The organism is Superficieibacter electus (genome assembly GCF_002915575.1).
Taxonomy (GTDB): Bacteria; Pseudomonadota; Gammaproteobacteria; order Enterobacterales; family Enterobacteriaceae; genus Superficieibacter; species Superficieibacter electus.
Map to the genome: position 1 here is coordinate 126818 of NZ_PQGD01000011.1, position 22407 is coordinate 149224.

Consider the following 22407-nt stretch of genomic DNA (forward strand, 5'->3'; position numbering starts at 1 on the left):
GGCTATAGTGCTTGTGAAGATGATTGATTAACGGGAGCACAAGCTATGCAGAACACAAAAGTCGCAATTGTGACAGGCGCGTCGCGCGGTATCGGTGCTGAGATTGCCCGCGGCCTTGCCGCTGACGGCATCGCAGTTGTGGTTAATTACGCGCGCAGCAGTGAGCAGGCTGATGCCGTCGTTGCCGACATTACCTCCACTGGCGGTAAAGCGCTTGCTATACAGGCCGATATTGCCGGGCCTGATGCGGCAGAAAAGCTGTTCCGCGCCGCTGAAGACGCCTTCGGCAACGTCGATATTCTGGTTAATAATGCCGGTGTGATGGAACTGGCACCGATTTCGGCTACCGCCGATGACAGCTTTGAGCGTCAGCTCGCCATCAATCTGGCCGCCCCCTTTCGCCTGATGCGTGAAGCCGCTAAACGTCTGAACGACCAGGGGCGCATCATCAATTTTTCCTCAAGCGTTGTGGGACTGTATCAGCCGCAGTACGGCGTCTATGCGGCAACGAAAGCAGCCATTGAAGCCCTGACGCATATCCTGCCTAAAGAGCTGGGCGCGCGCGCCATCACGGTTAACGCAATCGCCCCCGGCCCGGTGGCAACGGATCTTTTCCTTAACGGGAAAAGCGACGAACTGGTTGAACGAATTAAAAATATGAACCCGCTGGGCCGCCTTGGCGAACCGCAGGACATCATGCAGGTGGTCCGTTTTCTGGCAGGTCAGGAAAGCGGCTGGATTAACGGCCAGATCATTCGCGTTAACGGCGGCGTGATCTGATCCTTTTATAAGTGGAGAAAACGATGCCTTTCGTGAATATTAAAACGCCAGAAGCCGCGCTGAGCGCGGAGCAGAAAGCGGAAATTGGACACCGGATCACTGACCTGCTGGTCGAATACTTCTCTGAACATGCCCGTGCACATACCATGGTGCTGATCGAGGAAGTTAAAGATGGCGGTTATTACCGTGCCGATGCGCCTTTTAGCATTCCCCCGCAATACCGGGCGAGGTAAATGAACTCCCGGTTGATAAAATATTGGCCGGGATTTGCCACTACTCTGTACCGCTGACCACCTGATTACGCCCCTGTTTTTTTGCCTTATAAAGGGCGGTATCAGCCTGATAAATCAATTCGCTGGCAATACTGTGTAACGGTTGTTCGCCAAAGCGGGCTTTCGCATCATAGAGCGTCGCCACACCGATACTGATCGTTAAAAAGCCCGTCGGACTGGAAACATGCGGAATATTTAACGCGGTCACGCTCGCGCGCAGGCGTTCAGCGACGAGGAGCGCACCGTTGATATCGGTACGCGGCAGGATCACCAGAAACTCTTCGCCGCCATAACGGCTGATGTTATCTTCCGGCCGCAGGCTGGCGGATACCAGCGCTTTAGTAACCGCACGCAGGCAATCATCACCGGACTGATGTCCCTGGTTATCGTTGAAATTTTTGAAAAAGTCGATGTCTGCCAGGCAAATAGAGAGCGGTAACCCTTGTTCAAGCGCAAGCGCGATTTCATTGAGCAGAAACTCATCCATATGACGGCGATTAAACAGCCCGGTCAGATGATCCAACTGGGCAAACTGCTGCAGCACCTGGTTTGCACTCGCCAGCTTTTGTTCTGCCAGTCGGCGAGCGGTAATGTCTACCCAGGTTACCGATAACCCGATAACGTTATCCGTGGCATCATAAACCGGTACCGGCTGCGTATAGTAATAACGCTCGCAAAACATGACCTCCCGTCCGGGAATATCCACGCTGTTATCCGCCGCCACAAAATCCTGCAAAAATTGCTGCCAGCATTCGGGCATGACATCAGGAAAATAATCGGCCACATCACCGCTTCCCGCACTGGCAAGCAGTCGCGTCATCGCCTTATTCGACATGACGATGCGCCCGTTTAAATCAATCATGCAAAGTGCAACGGGCGTAGTGTCATAAATGGTCTCCAGCTGTAATACGCGCTCGCCAAGCGTGGAAATATTGCGATCGATACCGCGATAGCCGCTAAGGTTACCCTGGTCGTCAAACAGCGGAATGCCACTGGTTTCCAGTACCACAATAGTGCCATCAATCCGTCTGTTACGGTTTACCAGCCCGGAAAAGGCTCGTTTCGCGGTCACGATCTCCGTAAACGCCAGCCCAACCCGCTCGGCTTCTTCCGGTGGCATAAAATCGAATGGCGTCCGGCCCAGCACATAGTCCGGCGGATAGCCCAGCAGCTCGGTCACCACCCCGGAAACCCAGGTATAGCGCCCCTGGGCATCCACTTCCCATAGCCAGTCAGAATTATGATTAAGCAGATCAAACAGATGCTTTTCATCAACTTCATGGAAATAAGGACGCGTTTTTTCATTCGTCATGGAGATGCTCAAATTGCGTTAAACAAAAACCAGGCCAGGGCAATAGAAGCTATTAAGATACAGGGAAGCGCGAGGCGAGAATAGTGATCATTGATGCAGTGAATATAAATATTCTTAATATATCCGCTATAAATGATTTTTGAACGTCAGATGACGAAAACAATGGGACAGGATGTGGAAAGAAAAAGCCCGGTGGTGTAAACCCACCGGGCGCGGGGCATATTAACGTTTTGCTTTCAGGCGGCGGCCTTCTGCATCTGCCGCACGCATTGCTGCCAGTACATTGACCGGCGTTACCTCGTAAGGCTCGTTATGCATGGTTTCGCCAGCCTGGCAGGAAGCCTCGGCGGCTTTCAGCAGATCGTCATCGCTGACATCCGACAGACCAATATCCGCCAGTGTAGTTGGCAGGCCCAATTCCAGGCAGAATTCATAAACGGTGCTAATCAACTCCGGATCGCGATCGGTCAGCATCAGCATTGCTAACGTACCAAATGCGACTTTCTCGCCGTGCCAGTAACGGTGAGTCTGAGGCAGCACTGTCAGGCCATTATGAATGGCGTGCGCAGCAGCCAGACCGCCGCTTTCAAAGCCAAGCCCAGAAAGCAGCGTATTAGCTTCGATAACGTGCTCCAGCGCAGGCGTGACTTTCTGCTGCTCACAGGCATTTTTCGCCTGGACACCATATTTCAGCAGCGTATCAAAGCACATGCGCGCCAGACCGTATGCTGACATTGGGCCTGGACGACCGGTCATGTTTCCAGCCAGTTTTACACGGCAATCGTCCGCTTCGAACCAGGTCGCCAGCGCATCACCAATGCCGGACAGCAGGAAACGCACCGGAGCCTGAGCAATAACGGCAGAGTCCACGACCACCACATCAGGGTTGCGTGGGATCATCAGATAACGTTTAAACTGCCCTTGCTGGGTATAAATAACCACCAGGGAGCTGCATGGCGCATCGGTTGACGCGAGGGTCGGCACGATAACGATCGGGCGCTTTAAGGTTGCGCCGGTAGCTTTTGAGGTATCCAGCGTTTTCCCGCCGCCAATCCCGACAATAACTTCCGCGCCACAGGCTTTTGCCAGGCCGCAAATACGCTCAATTTCTTCGTCTGAGCATTCACTGTTGAAAATTTCAACCTGATAATCCAGCTTACCTTTCAGCGCGCCATCGATTTTATCGCCCAGCTTTTGATGAACAATCGGGTCCTGCAGCACGAGGGCTTTTTTACCAAGGCGCAGAATTTCATCTGCCAGAGAGTGTTCGATTGCACCAGCGCCTTGAACATAGCGTCCGGGGAAAATAGCCGTAGTAATCATAAAATCTCCTTATAAATAATTACAGTTCCATATAGGGAACCAGAGTTCTTATCTTCCTACTATCTTTACCCCATATTTAAAATCCGTCAACAACAGAATAGAAGATTCACTTTTACGTTATTCATGAAAAGAATATTTCGTAATTAATTTATTTATATTAATTATGCACGTTAATTGCACGTAAAATATTAACATTTAATATATACAGTCGATCAGATCACATAAATACTCACCACGACATTCCAGCGCAAAATATCTATTGCACCAAATTCTGATTAGGTAAATAATTCTCCGAACAGAACAATGGTTCCACATACAGAACACAAGGATGACAGTCTACACATGAATCTTGATCAATTTAAAGGGATATTCCCCCCCGTTCCCACTATCGTCACCCGCCAGGGCCAGCTTGACCGCGAAGGCATGGCACGCCTGCTCGATAAGGTCATCAACGATGGCGCAAATGGCATGCTGATCCTGGGCAGCGGCGGTGAATTTAGCCACATGTCGCATCAAATGCGCCTTGAAGTTGCTGAATTTGCGCTCGAACACGTTGCAGGCCGCGTGCCCGTCATGATTGGCATTGCTGCGCCGGGAACCGATGAAACCATTGAGTATGGTCTGCATGCTGAGAAACATGGCGCGGCAGCGGTTCTGGTCGTTAACCCCTATTATGCTGTTTTAAATCCCGAGTTCATTTATCACCATTATCGCAAAATTGCAGAAAGCCTGAAAACGCCAGTTCTGCTTTATAACTTCCCGGCCTTAACCGGGCAGGATATTGGCCTGGATGTTATCGAACGTCTTGCCCGCGATGTCCCTAATATTGTGGGTATTAAGGATACGATTGATAATATCAGCCATACCCGTGAAATTATTAATCGGGTGCATGCTTTCCGTCGGGACTTTATTATTTTCTCCGGCTATGACGAATATATGCTTGATACCCTGATCCTTGGTGGTCATGGTGGCATTCCGGCAACGTTTAATATTGCGCCGCAGATTACTGGCGGCATTTATAAAGCGTTTATTGAGAAAAACTACGCAGAAGCGTTTGAAAAACAGCGCACGCTGGCCAAATTGTCTTCACTTTACGCTATTGAATCGCCGTTCTTTGGGGTCATCAAAGAGTGTATCAAAGCCGCTGGTACCGATATCTCCACTGACGTTATCGCGCCAACGCAAAAACTTTCTGCACAAAAAATAGAGCAAGCGAAAACCATTCTTCGCTCCGCAGGCATCATCAAGTAATCCAGCGGAAAATATGCTCTGCGTGTGTCAGGCTACAGCATGTTCTGTAGCCTGACAAAACAGGGAATTTAAGGACACTATGACGATGAACACACCTTATCCAGTCATTAAAATCAACGACAATGACGATGTTGTTGTTGCCCGCTTCCAATCGCAAAGCTGGTTCGCGCACCGATAATCGCCGTACCGACTTCCATAGGTTACGGTATTTCTGCGGGCGGACAGGTGGCGTTAAACGCCTGCCTGGCAAGCTGCGCTGGCGTGGAGCTACGGTCTGCGTCACGCCGTGGATGCCGATCATATCGCCGCCATCGATAGCGTAACGCGTAAAATGCTGCAGCAGAAAAAATATACGCCGGGCGTGGGAGCCTGGTTTTCCCTCGGCCATTCCAGCATTGTGATACTCGCGACCGTCGCCATTGCCCTGACCGCCACGGCTTTTCAGCAACAAATGGGCTGGTTACATGATTATGGCGGCATTATTGGTACCCTGGTTTCTGCCACCTTTCTGATTGTGCTGGCACTCGTCAACCTGATGATCCTGCGCAGCGTCTGGCAGAGCTTTCAACGGGTCAAACAGGGACAAACGCCGGATGCAGCTGAATTGAATCTCTCTGCAGGCGGGCTGATGAGTCGCATTATGGCCGGCAGTTTTAAGCTGGTGAATAAATGCTGGCATATGTATTTCGTCGGCTTTTTATTTGGTCTCGGTTCTGATACGGCAACGGAAGTCGGGTTGCTGGCAATCTCGGCGACCGGAGCCTCCACGGGCATGTCAATCTGGGCGATTCTGGTCTTCCCGGCGCTGTTTACCAGTGGCATGGCATTAATTGATACCATCGATAATTTATTAATGATTCATGCCTATGGCTGGGCCTTTAATAAGCCACAGCGAAAACTCTATTATAATATGACGATTACCGGCACCTCAGTTATTATTGCGCTATTTATAGGCGGGCTGGAGGCATTAGGTCTCATCGTAGAAAAATTCGATTTACAGGGTAATTTTTGGCAATGTATTAACGCCATGAATGATAATTTAGGTGACGCCGGGTTCTGGGTCATTGCCATATTTGTGGTCTGCTGGGTGGTTTCCGTCCTTAACTACCGCTGGAAAAACTACGACGCCCTGCCAGTAAACTGACTTTCCGTTTTAACTGCCCGCGGCAAAATGTCCGCGGGCGGCCATCATTCGTATTGCAAAGGAACTCAAAGCAAGTATAACTATGCTCCTCAATTAGAGTATAATCTTTATCATTCTTCTGGCTGGCTATTGAACTTAATTATGCTATCAAATTCAACCACCTCAGTCCCCGCACTCGATAAGACCATCAGGATCTGCAACTATCTTTTTGCTTCACCGGGTGCCACGTTCAGCCAGATCCAGCAGGACCTTTCTCTCCCTAAAAGCAGCACGTCCTCTTTGCTTAACGCACTTACCGTGCACCATATATTACGCCAGGAAAAAGGCCGCTTTTATCTTGGGCTTAAATTGTATGAGTGGGGGAACAAGTCTCTGGAGCAGTTTGATATCCGCAATATTGCACTACCGGTGCTGGAAAGAGTGCGTAACCAAACCGGCCTGACTTGTCATTTAGGCGTGCTGGACGAGCTTTCTCCCATCTATATTCTGAAACTGGAAAGTAACCATCCGATTGGTATTCGTACCTGGGAAGGGAAAAAATTACCGCTGCACAGTTCAGGCGTGGGCAAGGCGCTGTGTGCCTGGTTGCCGGAAGAGAAAATTAACGTTCTGCTGCCTGATGAAGACCTCCCCCGCTTTACCGACACCACTATTACCAAAAAGAGTGCTCTGATGGCAGAGTTTGCCAGCATTCGAAATCGGGGATGGGCTTATGATAACGAAGAAGATTGTCCGGGCGTGTTTTGCATCGCTGCGCCAGTTTTCGATCACAAACATAATGTCATCGCCGCAATCAGTGCCTGCGGCGTACAGCTTCAGCTTCCTGAAGAGAAGATCGCCGAAATCTCACAGCTGATCATGAACGCCTGTCGCGATCTCTCCGCCAGGATGCTGTAGCCTTTACACCGTCAGCGCTTCAGGGCTTCTTTTTTATGCCAGTAGGCCACGCAGCGTAACAATTGTGGATCACACGCCTGCCCGTCAAACACGGCTGAGAAATTTTTCACCGCCTCGCCTTCTCCGGTCAGCCAGATAAAGTAATCTTCAGGTGGAAGGGTAAGCTGCTCCAGCTGCACTATAATGGCCTGCTCATCGTGACCGACAATCCACGTGATGTTGAAATCCTTCAGGTGAGCCAGATAGTCCTTCAACGCCTCATCATGCACGCTAACGATCGCCTGCACCTGCGGACGCTGTGCCAGACGCTGTAGCCCCTCCAGCCGGCGACGCAGCGCGGGCATACCGGACTCGTCGCAAACATATAGCTGCCAGGCATAATCTTCCGGCACAACCAGCGATCCGCGTGGTCCACCGATCGTCAATGTATCTCCCACGCGAGCGTTAACCGCCCAGGTACTCGCCACACCACCAGCATGGATAAAGAAATCCAGCGCCAGTTCATGGCGTTCAGCATCGTAAAGCGGCGTATAGTCACGTGCCACGGGGCGTATGCCGTCGGCCCAGACAATGCCTTCATCGGTTACCGTGGGTGGAATGAGGCGCGTTCCCGGCTGGGGAAAGAAAATTTTGGTATGGTCGTCAAAACCTTGTGAGGAAAATCCCTCCAGCGCCTCGCCTCCCAGTACAACGCGCTGGAAGCCTGCGCCAATACGTTCCACGCGCAGCACGCTAAGCTCGCGAAAGCGCAGTTCATTACGTACACGCTGTGGATAGCGTGATTTTTCAGTCATCGTGTCGCCTTTTGTGAATTAAGATATATCTAAATACGTTTTCCAAATGATAATGATTGTTAGTTAACAAAAAAGCAAGCGATTTATGATATACAAAGGTAATGACCTTAATACCTTTAAAAAACCATTAAAATCATTACGCTATAAGAGATGCCGCTTGCCTGTAACAGGCATTAAGATATAATTTAGATATATCAAATACCAAAGGAGTTTTTTATGTCAGGGTTTGCACAGGACGATGAACATCATTCTCACGGGCGTAGTGGCGGACGCCGTCAGCGTTTCTTTGGCCATGGTGAGCTTCGGCTGGTGATCCTCGACAGATTGCGCCGCAATTCCAGCCATGGCTATGAGATCATTAAAGAGATCGAAAATCTGACGCAGGGCAACTACATCCCAAGTCCAGGGGTAATTTACCCAACGCTTGAGCTTTTACAGGAACAGCAGTTAATTACTATTACCGACGAAGATGGCGGACGTAAAAAAATCGCCATTACCATGATGGGCCAGCAGTGGCTGGAGCGGAATCGGGAACAACTGGCACAGATTCATGAACGCATCAGAATGCGCTGCGTCGGCTACGAATTACGCAAAAACCCGCAGATGAAGCGTGCCATCGACAACCTGAAGGCGGTGCTGGATTTAAAAGTGAATCGTGAAGAAACCAACGCCGCGCAGCTTAAAAAAATTATCGGTATCATCGACCGCGCGGCGTTTGAGATCTCCCAGCTTGATTAATGCAGCACGGTGACTGCATCTTCCAGGCGGCTGGCCCGGTATTTCACCATCGCTGAAATGGCCGCGCTTTCTTCTACCAGCCCGGCATTTTTCTGGGTGATGGCATCCAGCTCTGCTACGGCACGGGTCAGCTCGGCCAACCCCGTGGCCTGTTCGGAAGTTGAGCTACTGATTTCGCCAATCAGTCGGGTGACGTTTTGCACCTGTAATACGATATCTTCCATGGTTTGCCCCGCAGCGTGTACCTGCTCGGAGCCTGACTGCACTTTGCTGGCACTGGCATCAATAAGCTTACGGATATCATTTGCGGCACTGGCACTGCGGCTGGCGAGATGACGGACTTCCCCCGCCACCACCGCAAATCCTTTCCCCTGTTCCCCCGCGCGTGCAGCTTCTACAGCCGCGTTAAGCGCAAGAATATTGGTCTGGAAAGCGATGTCATTGATAAGCGTGGTAATGGAGCCAATACGCTGGGTGCTACTGGCAATTTCATCCATCGTTTTAACCACCGTTTCCATTGCCTTACCGCCATGAGTCGCCGCACTGCTGGCCGCACTGGAAAGTTTATCGGCCGCCGCCGCCGTCGCGGAGTTATTCTGCACCGACACCGCCATCTGGCTCATGGTTGCTACGGTCTGCTGGACGTTAACTACCGTTTGACGGGTACGTTCATTCAAATCTTCATTGCCCTTCGCCATCGTGTCGCTGCCGTCACGCACGCTGGCCACCTGACCTGCGACATCGTTCATCAACCAGCGGCTCATCAGGCCCAGTTGCCCGACGGCACGCAGGGTTAGTCCCAGTTCATCGCTACGATGAAACGGCTCAACGTAACTCTTTTCACCGGTTGCCACGCTGAGGGCTTCGCGCGCGACCTTTTCCACTGGCCGAATAATCTGCCATTCAACGCAGGCGCTACCCAACATAACCAGTAAAGCGGTATAAAAGAGAGACCATAAAGGCGCAGCGCCCGCACTCAACGCCCCAGCGAGGGCAAGAAAAAGAAACATCATCACGCCGCGTGCGCGCCAGCGTAGCGGCAGGGAATTCAGCCGCCCTCTTATACCTTTACTAATCACCCTGCCCTTATAGATGCGCTTATGGCAGCGACCGGCCTGTAACGCCTGATACAACGGCGTGACGGCCGCCACTTCATCAGCCTGAGCTTTGGTACGAATCGACATGTAGCCGGTAATTTTACCTTCGCGCACCATCGGTGCCACATTCGCCCGAACCCAATAATGGTCACCGTTTTTGCAGCGGTTTTTGACGATACCAGTCTAGGGCTCTCCCTGCTTGAGGGTAAACCACATATCGGCAAACGCGGCTTTGGGCATATCAGGGTGGCGAACCAGATTGTGCGGTTGCCCCGTTAACTCCGAAAGTGAAAACCCACTTACCTGCACAAACGTATCATTAGCATGGGTGATAATACTGCGCAGGTCGGTCGTGGACATAAGGGTCGTATTGTCGTCCAGTAAATGCTCACGTTGGGTAACAATAGAAGCGTTAGACATAGCTGCATCCTTTGCACGTTATTTGGATGTTAATTTTTTGATGTATTGTTATGTCGGCGATAATTTCTTTATCTTTAGTTGTTAAATTTGATTTAGATCGCAATTTGCGATTAAACCTTATTATTTACAGGATTATTTAATTTATTGATTTTTAATATTTTCATCCCGAAATAGTTCTCCGCCGTGCTCATTCGTGGTGCACAACACGCCCTGAAATAGCGCAACCGTCTGATTCGCTTGCCATCTCTGCTTACTGGTTCAGCCATTCCCTTCGTCTGCGGATATTCAACATGATTAAATATTGCCCAATTCTGTTTTTACCTGGTGTTTATCCTGATTTCAGCGAACCTCGTCGAAGTGGCGCAATCCCTGCAATACTTAGTGCAGTATCATGTGATACGCGCGCCCCTGGAGCCTATTTTGAACAGACTACCTTCCAGCGCATCGGCGTTAGCCTGTACCGCGCACGCATTGAATCTCATTGAGAAGCGAACGCTTGATCATGAGGAAATGAAAGCACTTAACCGAGAGGTGATTGATTACTTCAAAGAGCATGTAAATCCAGGTTTTTTAGAGTACCGAAAATCTGTTACCGCAGGCGGGGATTACGCAGCCGTAGAGTGGCAAGCAGGAAGTTTAAATACGCTTGTCGACACCCAGGGTCAGGAGTTTGTGGATTGCCTGGGTGGGTTTGGCATTTTTAACGTGGGGCATCGTAATCCGGTCGTTGTATCCGCCGTACAGAATCAGCTCGCTAAACAACCCCTTCATAGTCAGGAACTGCTCGATCCTCTGCGAGCCATGCTGGCAAAAACGCTGGCAGCACTTGCGCCGGGCAAACTGAAATACAGCTTTTTTAGCAATAGCGGCACGGAGTCAGTGGAAGCCGCGCTGAAGCTCGCCAAAGCGTACCAGTCACCGCGCGGCAAATTTACCTTTATTGCTTCCAGCGGCGCATTCCATGGCAAATCCCTGGGGGCATTGTCGGCCACCGCGAAATCCACCTTCCGCAAACCTTTCATGCCGCTACTACCAGGCTTTCGTCACGTCCCTTTCGGCGATATTGACGCCATGCGTCTGATGCTGAGCGAATGCCAGAAAACCGGCGATGACGTGGCGGCGGTGATCCTTGAGCCCATCCAGGGTGAAGGTGGCGTTATTCTGCCGCCGCCAGGGTATTTACCTGCGGTACGTAAACTGTGCGATGAATTTGGCGCGCTGCTGATTCTGGATGAAGTGCAGACCGGAATGGGACGCACCGGCAAAATGTTTGCCTGTGAGCATGAGAACGTGCAACCAGATATTTTATGTCTGGCAAAAGCGTTGGGCGGCGGCGTGATGCCGATTGGCGCGACCATTGCCACCGAAGAGGTTTTTTCGGTGCTGTTTGATAATCCTTTCCTGCACACCACCACGTTTGGCGGCAATCCACTGGCATGCGCCGCCGCGCTGGCGACCATTAACGTTCTGCTGGAGGAGAATCTTCCCGCGCAGGCTGAACAGAAAGGCGATATGCTGCTGGACGGTTTTAAACTCCTCGCCCGCCAGTATCCGGCGTTGATTCAGGATGCACGTGGTAAAGGGATGTTGATGGCGATTGAGTTTATCGACGGGGAAACGGGATATAGTTTTGCCAGCCAAATGTTCCGCCAGCACATTCTGGTGGCCGGCACGCTGAACAACTCGAAAACCATTCGTATTGAACCGCCGTTAACGCTGACCATCGAACAGTGTGAAATGGTGCTGAAAGCCGCAGGTAACGCGCTGGAAGCCCTGCAAACCACACAGCAGGAACCGGAAGCGGAGCAGTAAGTTTGTTCCCCGTCGTTTTTGACGGGGGACAATTTCTGCAGACTGAGGGCCATGCCCGGTGGCGGCTTCGCCTTACCGGATCTACAAATGGCTGCGCAAAACTCACGCCACCACGATATCTTCAGGCCCGTAACGGCCCGCGGCTTTGTTATATTCCCGAACCCGACCTCAGCTTCTGCCGTCCGTAGGCTGGGTAAGGCGAAGCCGCCACCCGGCAGGCCGCGTCTGACGGCCCATCAGGCGCTGAACGGATCGCGAATGCTTCGCCACTGCACTTCACAATCGCTGGTGCCGCAGAATAAACGCACGTCTTCACCAGGTAAGCCATACAGGCCGCCGGAAAAAACCACGTCACACAGGTCTTCACGCTTGCTGGCCCCGGGTAAAAAATCATCCCGGCAGGTGATGATGTTTATAGGGGTGCTCCCCCCATTGCACGGATCAAAAATAAACGATGCCGCATAATAGTGCCGCTGCTGCTGCGCATCAAAGCGCGCCACGTGCGCCAGCACGCCCACGCGTCCGTCTGCCAGCAGGTGCGCTTCATTGGCACCACACCAGTCGCTTTCATTAACCTGCTCCAGCAGCGTGGCGCGGGACAACCGCTGCGCGTTCAACTCGCTCAGGCGGTCAATGATGGTCCAGCCAATCGTTCCGCGTCCGCCGGGCTGCCCCTGGGGACGGGTAAAGATCAGAATTCGCCTGTCCGCCAGTTGCACCAGACGAATGTCTTTCATTCCCCATGGGCCAACGCTTAACATGCGTAGCCGGTAAAGCGACGGTCCCCACCAGAACTGCGTGCGCCAGCGTAATACGTTGCCATCAGCAGCAAATTCCACCTCTACGCCGCCCAGCATTAACTGGCCATCTATCCGGCAGACAAACGGGTCCTGAAGGGGAAATACCGGTGCATCCGGCAGCAAACGCGCCTCATCGCCGCCCTGCCAGTGAAAAAAGCGCACCTGTGAACGCTCGCTGTCGCGCTGTTCTACCCGCGCGGCGATAAGCCAGCGTTCGCCGTCGCGAAACGGCGCGGTCGGGTTATACACATCAAACCCTTCCACGCCCTGAAAGCGTAGTTTTCCCCGCGCCGAAGGCTGACGTCGCGCCAGATAGTCGCGATACAACGCTTCCACTGGCGCACGCATTTATGCCAGCCCCAGATGTTGCCACAGCGCGTCAAGCGGCATGGTCGCCAGCGCCACTTTCTCATCCGCCGCGCCGTACCAGACGTGCAGCACCTCGTCACGCACCAGCGCACCACAGGTGAACACCACGTTGCCAAAGAAACCTTCGCGCTCATACGGTGCGGTCGGCTCCAGCAGTGGCACCGGCGACTTCGCCAGTATTACCGTCGGATCGTTGAGATCCATCAGCAGCGCACCGAGACAGTAGCGCTGATCGGCATCCACACCGTGATAAATCTCCAGCCAGCCGCGATCGGTTTTGATCACCGGCGCACCGCCGCCGGATTTACGGCAGTCCCACGCGTCGCCGGAGCGTCCGAGCAAATGGCGATGGTTACCCCAGTGCAGCATATCCGGTGATTCACAGATCCAGATCTCCGGATGCCCGAAGTGGCACGGGGCCGGGCGCGTCAGCGCCTGATATTTGCCGCCCACTTTCTCCGGGAAGAAGCAGACATCGCGGTTATCAGGGCACAGGATCAGGCCCTTTTTCTCCACCGTAACAAAATCACGGGTGACTGCCAGCGCGGTAGAAATACCCAGTGAAGAGACCGCTGAATAGTTGATGTACCACAGGTCATCAATATGAGTGATACGTGCATCCTCGCAGCCAAACTCTTCGTACTGTGTATCTGCGGTGATGAACGGTTGCGTGTCGATGCGGAAGTTAACGCCATCGCGACTACGTGCCAGCCGCAGGTGCGACATAGAGGTCAGCCAGACTTGCGCCGGATCGCTTTTCAGCACGATAACGCGCGGATCGCTGAAGTCATAGCGATCGTCACGGCGATCGAAGGCGCGCGTCGTGACCGTCCACCCCTGCGCCCCCTTCTCCAGCAACGGAACCACGATCTGCTGTGGATCGTCGTTTACCACGCTTTCAGCCACGCGCAGCAGCAGGATAATTTCACCGTTGTATTCCGTCACGCCGGTATTAAACGCGCATTCCACTTTCAAATATGGCTGTGAAGGAACCACATCTGCCGGAACGATCAGAGGATTTTTACTGTGCCTTTCCATGACGACTCCTTTTAATTAAAAACTGATTTTTGGTAATCCATGCAGCATCGTCACCGCTGAGAACGTCAGCCTTAATGTCGTGCCATGGATTAAGAATGGGTTCGCCAAAATTAATGGCAACCCATACCTGCTCATCCGCCGTCTCGCGCGAGAACCAGATGCAGGAATGGGTTAATTTCAGCGTGCTATAACGCCCGTAACGTAGCGCATCGGTAGTGTTACGCAGGGCGATAAGTTTGTGATACGCCTGCCACAGCGACCCGGCATCCTGCTGCTGTGCCGTCGCGTTGAGCGCCTGCGAGCGGGCGTCGATCGGCATCCACGGGGCTGCGTCTGAGAACCCGGCATAGGTGCCGTCGTCCCACGGCAGCGGCGCGCGCGACCCGTCGCGTGAGCGTTCAAGCGCGACGGCCAGCGCCTCGTCTGCCGACATCCCGGCATCAAGCGCGGTCTGATAATGGGTGCGGCCCTGAATATCAAAAATTTGTTCTACCGACCGGGCACGATAATCGGTCAGCCCCAGCTCCTCCCCCTGAAAAATAAAGGGTACACCGCAGGCGGTTAGCTGAAGCGCGAGCACCGCGCGGGCGCGGGCGACATCGCGCTCGCCTTCGCCAAAGCGGCTTATCATTCTCGACATATCATGGCTGGAGAAAAACAGCGTTGGCAGGCCAGGCTGTTGCTGTTGCATCGCTTCCAGTTCGGTAAACAACCGCGCAGCATCGAAGGTTTTCTGGCTGCCGAGATTAAAGTTAAACACCACGTCCATCAGATCCAGCCCCTGATAGCGGCGCAGCACATTAAGATCTTCACTGCCAATCTCGCCAATCAGAAAGAAATCGCCGCGCTGGCGCACATAGCGGCATAACCGCCGTAGCGCATCGACAATCCCCGGCTGGTTAATGTCGTGGTCGTGGCGCTGCTCGCCGTTCTCCTGCGGGTTATCCGCGAGGATACCGTCGGTGGTCAGGAAGTTAATAACGTCAAAGCGGAAACCGTCGACCCCCTGCGCAATCCAGAAATCGACCACCTGGCGAATTTCCTTTTCAACCTGCGGGTTCGCCCAATTGAGATCCACCTGCTGCGGCGCGAATTTGTGGTAGTAGTACTGCCCGGTATCCGGCTCCGCCGTCCATGCGCTGCCGGAAAAGAATGACTGCCAGTTATTCGGCTGGTCGGTAAAAATAAAGTAATCACGATAGCGGCTGGCGGGGTTATTCCACGCGTCTTTAAACCACGGATGTTCAGAAGAAACGTGATTCACCACCAGGTCGATGATTACCCGAATGCCGCGCGCGTGACAGCCTGCCACCACCCGCCGGAAATCGTCCATCTCACCGAAGCGCGGGTCCACGGCGCAATAGTCGCTGATATCGTAGCCGTTATCGACCAGCGGCGACGGGTAAAACGGGGTGATCCAGATAGCCCCAACGCCCAGTGCGGCCAGGTAATCCAGCTTTGTCAGCAGACCCGGAAAATCGCCCAGGCCGTCCTTGTTGCCGTCGCAAAACGACGGCAGGTAAATCTGGTAACAGACGCTTTGCTGCCACCACGGAATAGCGTTCACGCGAATCTCCTTATTTCAGCGACAGCGACATACCCTGCAGGAAATATTTCCGGAACAGGATAAACAGGATAATAATCGGCAGCATCTGCACCACCGCTCCCGCCAGCACCGGCCCCAGATAAATACCGTAGGATTTACTGAAGGTGGCCAGCAATACGGAGAACGGCATTTTGTCCGCCTCGCGCATGACAATCAGCGGCCAGAGGAAGTTGTCCCACGAGCTGGAAAAGGTAAACAACGCCACAATCGCCAGAATGGCCTTATTCAGCGGCATCATGACGTGGCGCAGAATCCCCCACAGGCTGGCGTGATCGAGACGGGCGGCATAGAGATAATCATTGGGCGTGCCTTTAAAGCTTTGCGACACCATAAATATTCCCCAGGCGCTCATCGCATAAGGCAGGATCATCGCGCTGTAGCTGTTAATTAACCCCAGTTCGCGCATCAGAACGAATTGCGGAATAATGAACATAAATGCCGGGAATACCATTTGCACGATGAGTAAGTTTTTAAACGCATGCCTGCCGCGAAATTCCGTTTTCGCCACCGCATAGCCCACCAGCATTGACGTGACGGTCACGCAGGCGGTAATAGTGAGTGAGACAAATAACGAGTTAAATAAGGTGCGCAAAAAGGGTTTATCCGCACGATTACTGTTATCGAACAGGAACGTATAGTTATCGAACGACCAGTGCCCGGAAAACAGCGCGGTGGTGTAAATCTCCGCCGTCGGTTTTAACGAGGCAATCACCATCCAGATAAACGGATAAAGCCAGGTCAACGCCAGTAAAAGCATGGCGGCATGGACGATCAGACTTAGCGGCGTGAGTTTTTTCATTCACACGATCTCTATATTTTTTTCAAACAGTTTTCTGAACAACCAGATAATAAGGAAGCTGCACGCCGCCACAATGATGGACATCGTTGCCGCCCAGGTAGGCTTCATTTTCTGGAAGGCCATCTCATACATCACCACCATCGGGCTGGTAGTACTGTCCAGCGGACCGCCGCCGGTAATGAGATAAGGCTCGGTAAAGATGCTGAACGCCACGGTGATCGCCAGTACCATTACCATCACGATCTGCGCGTTCATCATCGGCAGGGTAATCGCCCAGCCCTGTTTAAAACGTCCGGTTTTATCCAGCAGCGCCGCACTGTAAATATCGTTCGGAATTGCCTGCATCCCGGAATAGAGGATCAACCCGTAATACCCCACGAATTTCCAGGTGACGATCAGCGCGATAGAGAGCATCGCGCAATCCGGGTTAGTAAACCATGGCACTGATACGCCGAGCCACTGTTGTAAAAAATGGTTTACCGGACCAAATTCGCTGAATAACTTCGAGAAGACGATCGAGTACGCCACCCCGGAAGAAATATTGGCCAGTAAGAAACTCAGTGCAATAAAGCTTTTACCATATTTAATCCGTTTCAATCCGGCCGCAAATAGCAGCGAGGCAATAAAGACAATCGGCAAATAATAAAGCAGGAAACGCGCCACGTTGAGCATTGATTTCCAGAACAACGTATCATGCATCACGCCGATAATATTTTGTAAGCCGGTAAATTTGGGTGTACCGATAAACTGCCACTGCGTCACGCTCAATACTACCAGCCAGGCCAGCGGGTAGAACCAGAATAACAGCGAGTACCCTATCCATGAGGAGGCCAAAAGGCCTCCGGTACGTGAATCATATCCTGCCATAGATCCCTCTTATTTGTTCAGCAGGCCGTCAATTTCCGTTGCAGACTGGTTTAGCGCTTCTTTGGCATCCGTATGTTTAAAGATCACCTGTTCAAGCATTTGCGTCATGCTGCGCTGAATTTCCGTAGTCTGGGTTGTCGCAACCGGCGGCAATGCCACATCCACGTAAGAAGCGATCTCTTTTTCCAGCGGGTTTTTAGCAAAGTAATCGACAAAGATGGGGTTAGTCATCAGATCAGAGCGTGCAGGCGGCATACCGGTGGTTTCCAGCCAGGCGAGGTCGTGTTCGGCCTTACCGTAAACCCACTGGATGAAAGCCCAGGCTTCAGTTTTATGTTTACTGGTGCTGAAGATGACAAGCCCTTTACTGTCGCCGAAAGTATGCGGATGCGCGGTACCCTGCTGCGTCAGCATCGGACCGATTTTGATGCTCTTTAAGATTTCCGGATACTGTTTGCGATAGCGGGCGATATCCCATGGACCACGCGCGGAGGCCAGTACCTGACCTGTCGCCAACGGATCGTCTGCGGCGGTAAAGTCGTAGCTGCTCCAGTTGTTGTTAAACACTTTGCCCATGAAATTCAGAACCGCAATGCCCGCATCATCGTTAAACTGCGCTTTGTTGTCGGCCATGTAACTCTTACCGCCACTTTGCGCGTAGTACAGCGGGATCAGGTCAAACCAACGTTCCCACCAGTTCTTGCCGGCGGTCATCTGGATCACATAGCCCTTGTTGTCCGCCGTGCGTTTTTCTGCCAATGAATACAACTCATCATAGGTAGTCGGAACATGATCTACGCCGTACTGTTGCAGCAGATCGCCGCGCCACCACCAGACGATAGGGTTCACATACAGCGGTAACACATTTTGCTGGCCTTCCAGCTGCCATGCCGGCAGAAGCGATTCCATATGACGATTTTTCACCAGCTCGTCATAGCCTGGCATTTTGGACAAGTCTTCCAGTTGGCCCACTTCTGCCAGTTGACTGGCGAAGCCGATAAAGATATTGCTGGAAAGATCGGGTTCGGTTCCGGAAGCCAGGGCGTTCATGATGGCTTCTTCAGAACTGCTTGCTGCCGGAATGGCAGTAAATTCGACGGGGGTATGAGACGGGTCCTGGTTCCACTCTTTCACCATGGTGTTCCAGAAAGCCTCTTCATTTTCGTTAGGCGCAACCCACATTTTAATCGGAGTTTTCGCGCCTTCGCTGGCGGCGGGTTTTTCATCCGGCCCGCAACCTACGATGCATAGACTGAGAAGTGCCGAAGCCGTCCATTTCGCTACTGTTGCAACTTTCACAATTAATCTCCCTGACTCTTGGTAAGAGGTGTCCTGCTTCATCCTACTTGTTAGAACGTGGAGTAAACTAACACCAGTTTTTTATGTTTAACGTTAAACACGTCACATTTTGCTTTTTGTTTAACGTTAAACTTAGCAATCAGGATTTCAGATAAACCAATAACAGTGATTATCAGCATATAACGTTAATAAAATGAAAAATAAAGATAAAATTACAACAAAGTCACTGGCACAGGCGCTGGGGGTTTCACATACCACCGTCTCGAATGCCTGGACTAACCCGGATAAGCTTTCGAGCGTTCTGCGCGAACGTATCTTTCGATACGCTGAAGAAGTGGGCTTTAAAGGACCAGATAAACTCGCCCGGGCGCTTCGCACCGGTAAGTCAGACACCATCGGCATCATTTTTAATGACTCAATGAGCTATGTGTTTATTGATGCGCACGATATTAGCCTGATGCGCGGTATTGCGACCCAGTGCGAGAAGCTGGATAAGAACCTGGTGCTAATCCCGCTGCGTAAGCGCCAGAAGGCAGAAATCGCTCCTATCACCACTCTGGTGGATGGCTACATTCTTAACGCAACGCACAATAATGAGGCGATTATCCAACAGACGCTGGCGCGCCAGCTCCCGGTCGTGACGCTGGATTTTCGTCTGCCGCAATACAGCAGCGTCTCGATTGATAACGCCGGCGCAATGGCGGAAATCTCCCGTTACCTGATTGGTAAAGGTCATCGTCAGTTTGGCATTATCGCTTTCTCGGCCAGTAAAAACTCGTGCGGAATGCGTGAATTAAGCCAGCCGGTGACCGGTGACAACCTGGTGATGGTTACGCGTGTTAACGCCTGTCGGGACACCTTTATTGATCATGATATAGATCCTGCAACCTGCTGGCTGTACGAAACCCGTCACGATGAAGCGCATGGCGCACAAGCCGCTGAGGCCCTGCTTGCAGCACATCCAAGCATCACTGCGCTGATTTGCCTTTCTGACCGCTTTGCGCTGGGCGCGATTCAGCATTGTCAGCAACATAAGATAGCCGTCCCACAGCAGGTGGCGATTACTGGTTTCGATAACTTAGCCATTGATACCGGCGGGCCGACGCTCACCACCATCTCACAGGATGCAGCCCAAAAAGGCGAAATTGCAGTAGAACTTTTGTTACAAAACGGGCCAATTACCCATTATGCGCTGGAGCACCAGCTGATTATTCGGGAGTCGGCCTGAGTTAATCCCCTTAAGAAAGAGCAGATTATGGATGAACTGAACTGTTTTAAAGCCTATGACATTCGTGGCGAAATCGGCGTGACTCTCACACCGGAAATCGCTTTTCGTATCGGACGCGCTTACGGGAGCTGGCTACAGCCTCATCGGGTAGTGATTGGGGCCGACGTGCGTCTCAGTTCCGATGAACTTAAAGCCTCGCTGGCGGAAGGGCTGGCCCTGAGCGGCGCTGACGTTATTGACCTCGGACAGACCGGTACCGAGGAAATCTACTTCGCCACCCGGGAACTGAAGGCAGATGGCGGTATTCAGGTGACGGCCAGCCACAATCCCGCACAGTATAACGGCATGAAGCTGGTGCGTAAGGATGCTCGCCCCATCAGTAACGATAACGGTTTGCTGGAAATTAAGCGGCTTGCCGAAAGCAATCAGTGGCCGCAGGGCGATCGCCGGGGCAGTGTTATTCGCTTTGATAATCGCCCTGCCTGGGTCGCGCATCTGCTGCAATATTTGCCGCATAAACCACAACGTCCACTGCGCATCGTTGTCAATGCTGGCCACGGTACTGCGGGTCCGGCGCTCGACGCTATTGATACCGCCCTGCGTGTCCAGGGTATTGAAATCGACTTTATCCGCATTCACCATCGCCCGGACGGCCACTTCCCGGCAGGGGTGCCTAATCCGATGCTGGAAGAAAATCGTCGCGCAACCTGCGAGGCGGTACTCGCGCATCACGCCGATCTTGGCGTGGCGTGGGACGGCGATTTCGACCGCTGTTTTTTCTTTGATGAACACGGCGAATTTATCGAAAGTTATTATCTGGTGGGGATGTTTGCCGGCAATTTTTTACAGCAGGCCCCCTGCAGCACCATTCTTCTCGACCCGCGCTTGACCTGGAATACGCTTGAGACCGTCGCCCGGCATGGCGGCCGCGCGGTGATCAGTAAAACCGGCCACGCCTTTATCAAGGCGCGGATGCGAGAAGAGAATGCGATTTACGGCGGCGAGATGAGCGGCCACCACTATTTCCGCGACTTTGGCTACTGTGACAGCGGCATGATCCCGCTGATGCTGATGCTCAATATTCTCGGCCAGGGACGCCAGCCGCTCTCCCACTACGTTCAGGAGGCGCAGGCACGCTACCCCGTTTCCGGCGAAATTAACCTTGAGGTCGCCTCGCCAGACGCGGCACTGACAAACATCGCCGCGCATTATGCCTGTACAGAAGCAACGCGCAGCGATATTGACGGGTTAAGCCTGGATTTTGCCGACTGGCGCTTTAACCTACGCGCCTCCAATACCGAACCGCTGTTAAGACTCAATGTCGAAACTCGCGGTAATACCGCGCTGCTTGCGAAAAAAACCGAAGAGTTAAAGCAACTTATTACCCTGAGCCAGCAATAAGAAAGGATGCACAATGACGGCCCTGACACTACGCAACATTCATAAAAAATACGACAAATCGACCATTATCGAAAATCTGTCGCTGGATATCGCCTCGGGCGAGTTTATTGTCCTCGTCGGTCCTTCCGGCTGTGGTAAATCGACCCTGCTGCGCATTATTGCCGGTCTGGAGCTGCCAGACGGCGGGATGCTGAAAATGGGCGAAGAGGACGTCACCCGGCTCGCGGCGGGCAAACGTAATCTCTCCATGGTTTTTCAGTCTTACGCGCTCTATCCCCACATGACAGTGCGGGAAAACCTGGCGTTTGGATTAAAAAACATTAAAACGCCCACAGAGGAGATCGACAAACGCATCCAGCACGCGTCACGGATGCTGAAACTGGAAGAGATGCTGGAACGGTTGCCGCAGAATCTTTCCGGCGGCCAGCGTCAGCGCGTGGCGATTGGCCGCTCCATCGTCCAGCAGCCGGAGCTGTTTTTGTTCGACGAACCGCTGTCGAACCTTGATGCTGCGCTGCGTGTAGAGATGCGCCAGGAGATCCAGCAACTGCATAATACCCTGCACAACACCATGGTTTACGTTACCCACGATCAGGTGGAAGCGATGACCCTCGCGGACCGCATCGTGGTGCTCTATAAAGGCAAAATTGAGCAGGTTGGTACGCCGCTAGAGCTTTACAATACGCCCGCCAACTTGTTTGTGGCGGAATTTATCGGTACGCCAAAAATCAATGTGCTACCGGCGGTATGGCGGGAAGGCGCACTATGCATCACGGATAATTTAGCGCTGCCGCTAAGCAAAGCACCGCAAGGTGTGCAGGAAGGAGATAAGCTTTTCGTTGCGCTGCGCCCGGAGCATTTGCAGTATGAGGGCGATGGCGACTTCACGGTGAGCGCACGCACGCGGTTATGCGAATTGCAAGGGGATTCCACCCTGGTATGGCTGGATCTGGACGGTCATCCCATTTGCCTGAAATCCTTCCGCCAGTTGAGCTTTACCCAGGGAACCATGCTTAACCTGTCGATTGCTGAGCAGCATCTTCACTTGTTTGATAGCCTGGGGAAACGGCTTCCCTGAGATCGGGTTTTACACGCTTTAAGGGGGTGGCGAGGGGCGTGGTCTGGAAATGTTCTGCCCAGGTATTCGCCGCTCCCCCACA

Annotated in this window: 19 protein-coding genes and 1 pseudogene; 10 read left to right on the forward strand and 10 right to left on the reverse strand. The window is 52.6% G+C overall.

The window, feature by feature from the left end; genetic code table 11:
- Positions 1–45 precede the first annotated feature (45 nt).
- Positions 46–780 carry an SDR family oxidoreductase gene (locus CHU32_RS14960; RefSeq protein WP_103677001.1) on the forward strand — a complete coding sequence of 245 codons (735 nt, stop codon included), beginning with the start codon at positions 46–48 and terminating at the stop codon, positions 778–780.
- Between the two features lie 23 nt (positions 781–803).
- A complete protein-coding gene (locus CHU32_RS14965) occupies positions 804–1013 on the forward strand; it encodes a tautomerase family protein (RefSeq protein ID WP_103677002.1) in 210 nt (69 codons plus the stop codon).
- A gap of 40 nt (positions 1014–1053) precedes the next feature.
- On the opposite strand, the gene CHU32_RS14970 is transcribed toward CHU32_RS14965, so the two are convergent.
- Positions 1054–2364, reverse strand: a complete 1311-nt coding sequence (locus tag CHU32_RS14970; RefSeq protein ID WP_103677003.1) for a GGDEF domain-containing protein — start codon at positions 2362–2364, stop codon at positions 1054–1056.
- A 222-nt stretch (positions 2365–2586) separates the two neighbouring features.
- Positions 2587–3687: a glycerol dehydrogenase gene (locus CHU32_RS14975; RefSeq protein ID WP_103677004.1), complete on the reverse strand. Its 1101-nt coding sequence runs from the start codon at positions 3685–3687 to the stop codon at positions 2587–2589.
- A 342-nt stretch (positions 3688–4029) separates the two neighbouring features.
- On the opposite strand from CHU32_RS14975, the gene CHU32_RS14980 reads away from it, so the two are divergent.
- From CHU32_RS14980 to CHU32_RS14990, 3 genes are all read left to right on the forward strand, one after another.
- Positions 4030–4938 (forward strand): dihydrodipicolinate synthase family protein, encoded by a 909-nt coding sequence (locus CHU32_RS14980; protein WP_103677005.1) that lies wholly within the window; start codon positions 4030–4032, stop codon positions 4936–4938.
- A 256-nt stretch (positions 4939–5194) separates the two neighbouring features.
- A complete protein-coding gene (locus CHU32_RS14985) occupies positions 5195–6082 on the forward strand; it encodes a HoxN/HupN/NixA family nickel/cobalt transporter (RefSeq protein ID WP_103677006.1) in 888 nt (295 codons plus the stop codon).
- 141 nt (positions 6083–6223) lie between these two features.
- Positions 6224–6979: an IclR family transcriptional regulator gene (locus CHU32_RS14990; RefSeq protein WP_103677007.1), complete on the forward strand. Its 756-nt coding sequence runs from the start codon at positions 6224–6226 to the stop codon at positions 6977–6979.
- Positions 6980–6990: 11 nt separating this feature from the next.
- Here CHU32_RS14990 and CHU32_RS14995 read toward each other — a convergent pair whose 3' ends face one another.
- The gene (locus CHU32_RS14995; protein WP_103677008.1) at positions 6991–7773 is read right to left on the reverse strand and encodes a siderophore-interacting protein; all 783 of its coding nucleotides are present in this window, start codon (positions 7771–7773) and stop codon (positions 6991–6993) included.
- Between the two features lie 216 nt (positions 7774–7989).
- On the opposite strand from CHU32_RS14995, the gene CHU32_RS15000 reads away from it, so the two are divergent.
- Positions 7990–8511, forward strand: coding sequence for a PadR family transcriptional regulator (locus tag CHU32_RS15000; protein WP_103677009.1), 522 nt, complete (start codon positions 7990–7992; stop codon positions 8509–8511).
- Here CHU32_RS15000 and CHU32_RS15005 read toward each other — a convergent pair.
- Positions 8508–10028, reverse strand: a pseudogene (locus CHU32_RS15005) (methyl-accepting chemotaxis protein). The gene CHU32_RS15000 and the pseudogene CHU32_RS15005 sit on opposite strands and share 4 nt — an antisense overlap.
- Positions 10029–10448: 420 nt before the next feature.
- On the opposite strand from CHU32_RS15005, the gene ygjG reads away from it, so the two are divergent.
- The gene (ygjG, locus tag CHU32_RS15010; RefSeq protein WP_176691676.1) at positions 10449–11840 is read left to right on the forward strand and encodes a putrescine aminotransferase; all 1392 of its coding nucleotides are present in this window, start codon (positions 10449–10451) and stop codon (positions 11838–11840) included.
- Between the two features lie 236 nt (positions 11841–12076).
- Here the strand turns inward: ygjG and CHU32_RS15015 are convergent, their stop codons facing one another.
- Genes CHU32_RS15015 through CHU32_RS15040 form a run of 6 tightly spaced genes read right to left on the reverse strand, consistent with a single transcriptional unit; the run spans position 12077 to position 18618 of the window.
- A complete protein-coding gene (locus CHU32_RS15015) occupies positions 12077–12988 on the reverse strand; it encodes a DUF1861 family protein (protein ID WP_103677011.1) in 912 nt (303 codons plus the stop codon).
- Positions 12989–14047, reverse strand: a complete 1059-nt coding sequence (locus CHU32_RS15020; RefSeq protein ID WP_103677012.1) for a glycoside hydrolase family 130 protein — start codon at positions 14045–14047, stop codon at positions 12989–12991.
- Positions 14031–15614 (reverse strand): alpha-glucosidase, encoded by a 1584-nt coding sequence (locus CHU32_RS15025; RefSeq protein ID WP_103750878.1) that lies wholly within the window; start codon positions 15612–15614, stop codon positions 14031–14033. Before CHU32_RS15025 ends, CHU32_RS15020 begins: the two co-directional genes overlap by 17 nt.
- Positions 15615–15624: 10 nt before the next feature.
- Positions 15625–16452, reverse strand: coding sequence for a carbohydrate ABC transporter permease (locus CHU32_RS15030; protein ID WP_103677014.1), 828 nt, complete (start codon positions 16450–16452; stop codon positions 15625–15627).
- Positions 16453–17319 (reverse strand): carbohydrate ABC transporter permease, encoded by an 867-nt coding sequence (locus CHU32_RS15035; RefSeq protein WP_103677015.1) that lies wholly within the window; start codon positions 17317–17319, stop codon positions 16453–16455.
- Between the two features lie 9 nt (positions 17320–17328).
- The gene (locus CHU32_RS15040; protein ID WP_103677016.1) at positions 17329–18618 is read right to left on the reverse strand and encodes an ABC transporter substrate-binding protein; all 1290 of its coding nucleotides are present in this window, start codon (positions 18616–18618) and stop codon (positions 17329–17331) included.
- Positions 18619–18811: 193 nt separating this feature from the next.
- Here CHU32_RS15040 and CHU32_RS15045 point away from each other — a divergent pair, with 193 nt between their 5' ends.
- The 3 genes from CHU32_RS15045 to CHU32_RS15055 are packed head-to-tail and all read left to right on the forward strand — an operon-like array spanning position 18812 to position 22325.
- On the forward strand, positions 18812–19846 hold the full coding sequence (locus tag CHU32_RS15045) for a LacI family DNA-binding transcriptional regulator (RefSeq protein ID WP_103677017.1): 1035 nt from the start codon (positions 18812–18814) through the stop codon (positions 19844–19846).
- 27 nt (positions 19847–19873) lie between these two features.
- Entirely contained in the window at positions 19874–21247 is a 1374-nt protein-coding gene (locus CHU32_RS15050) for a phosphohexomutase domain-containing protein (RefSeq protein ID WP_103677018.1), read from the forward strand.
- 13 nt (positions 21248–21260) lie between these two features.
- Positions 21261–22325, forward strand: coding sequence for an ABC transporter ATP-binding protein (locus CHU32_RS15055; RefSeq protein ID WP_103677019.1), 1065 nt, complete (start codon positions 21261–21263; stop codon positions 22323–22325).
- The last annotated feature ends 82 nt before the right edge of the window (positions 22326–22407 follow it).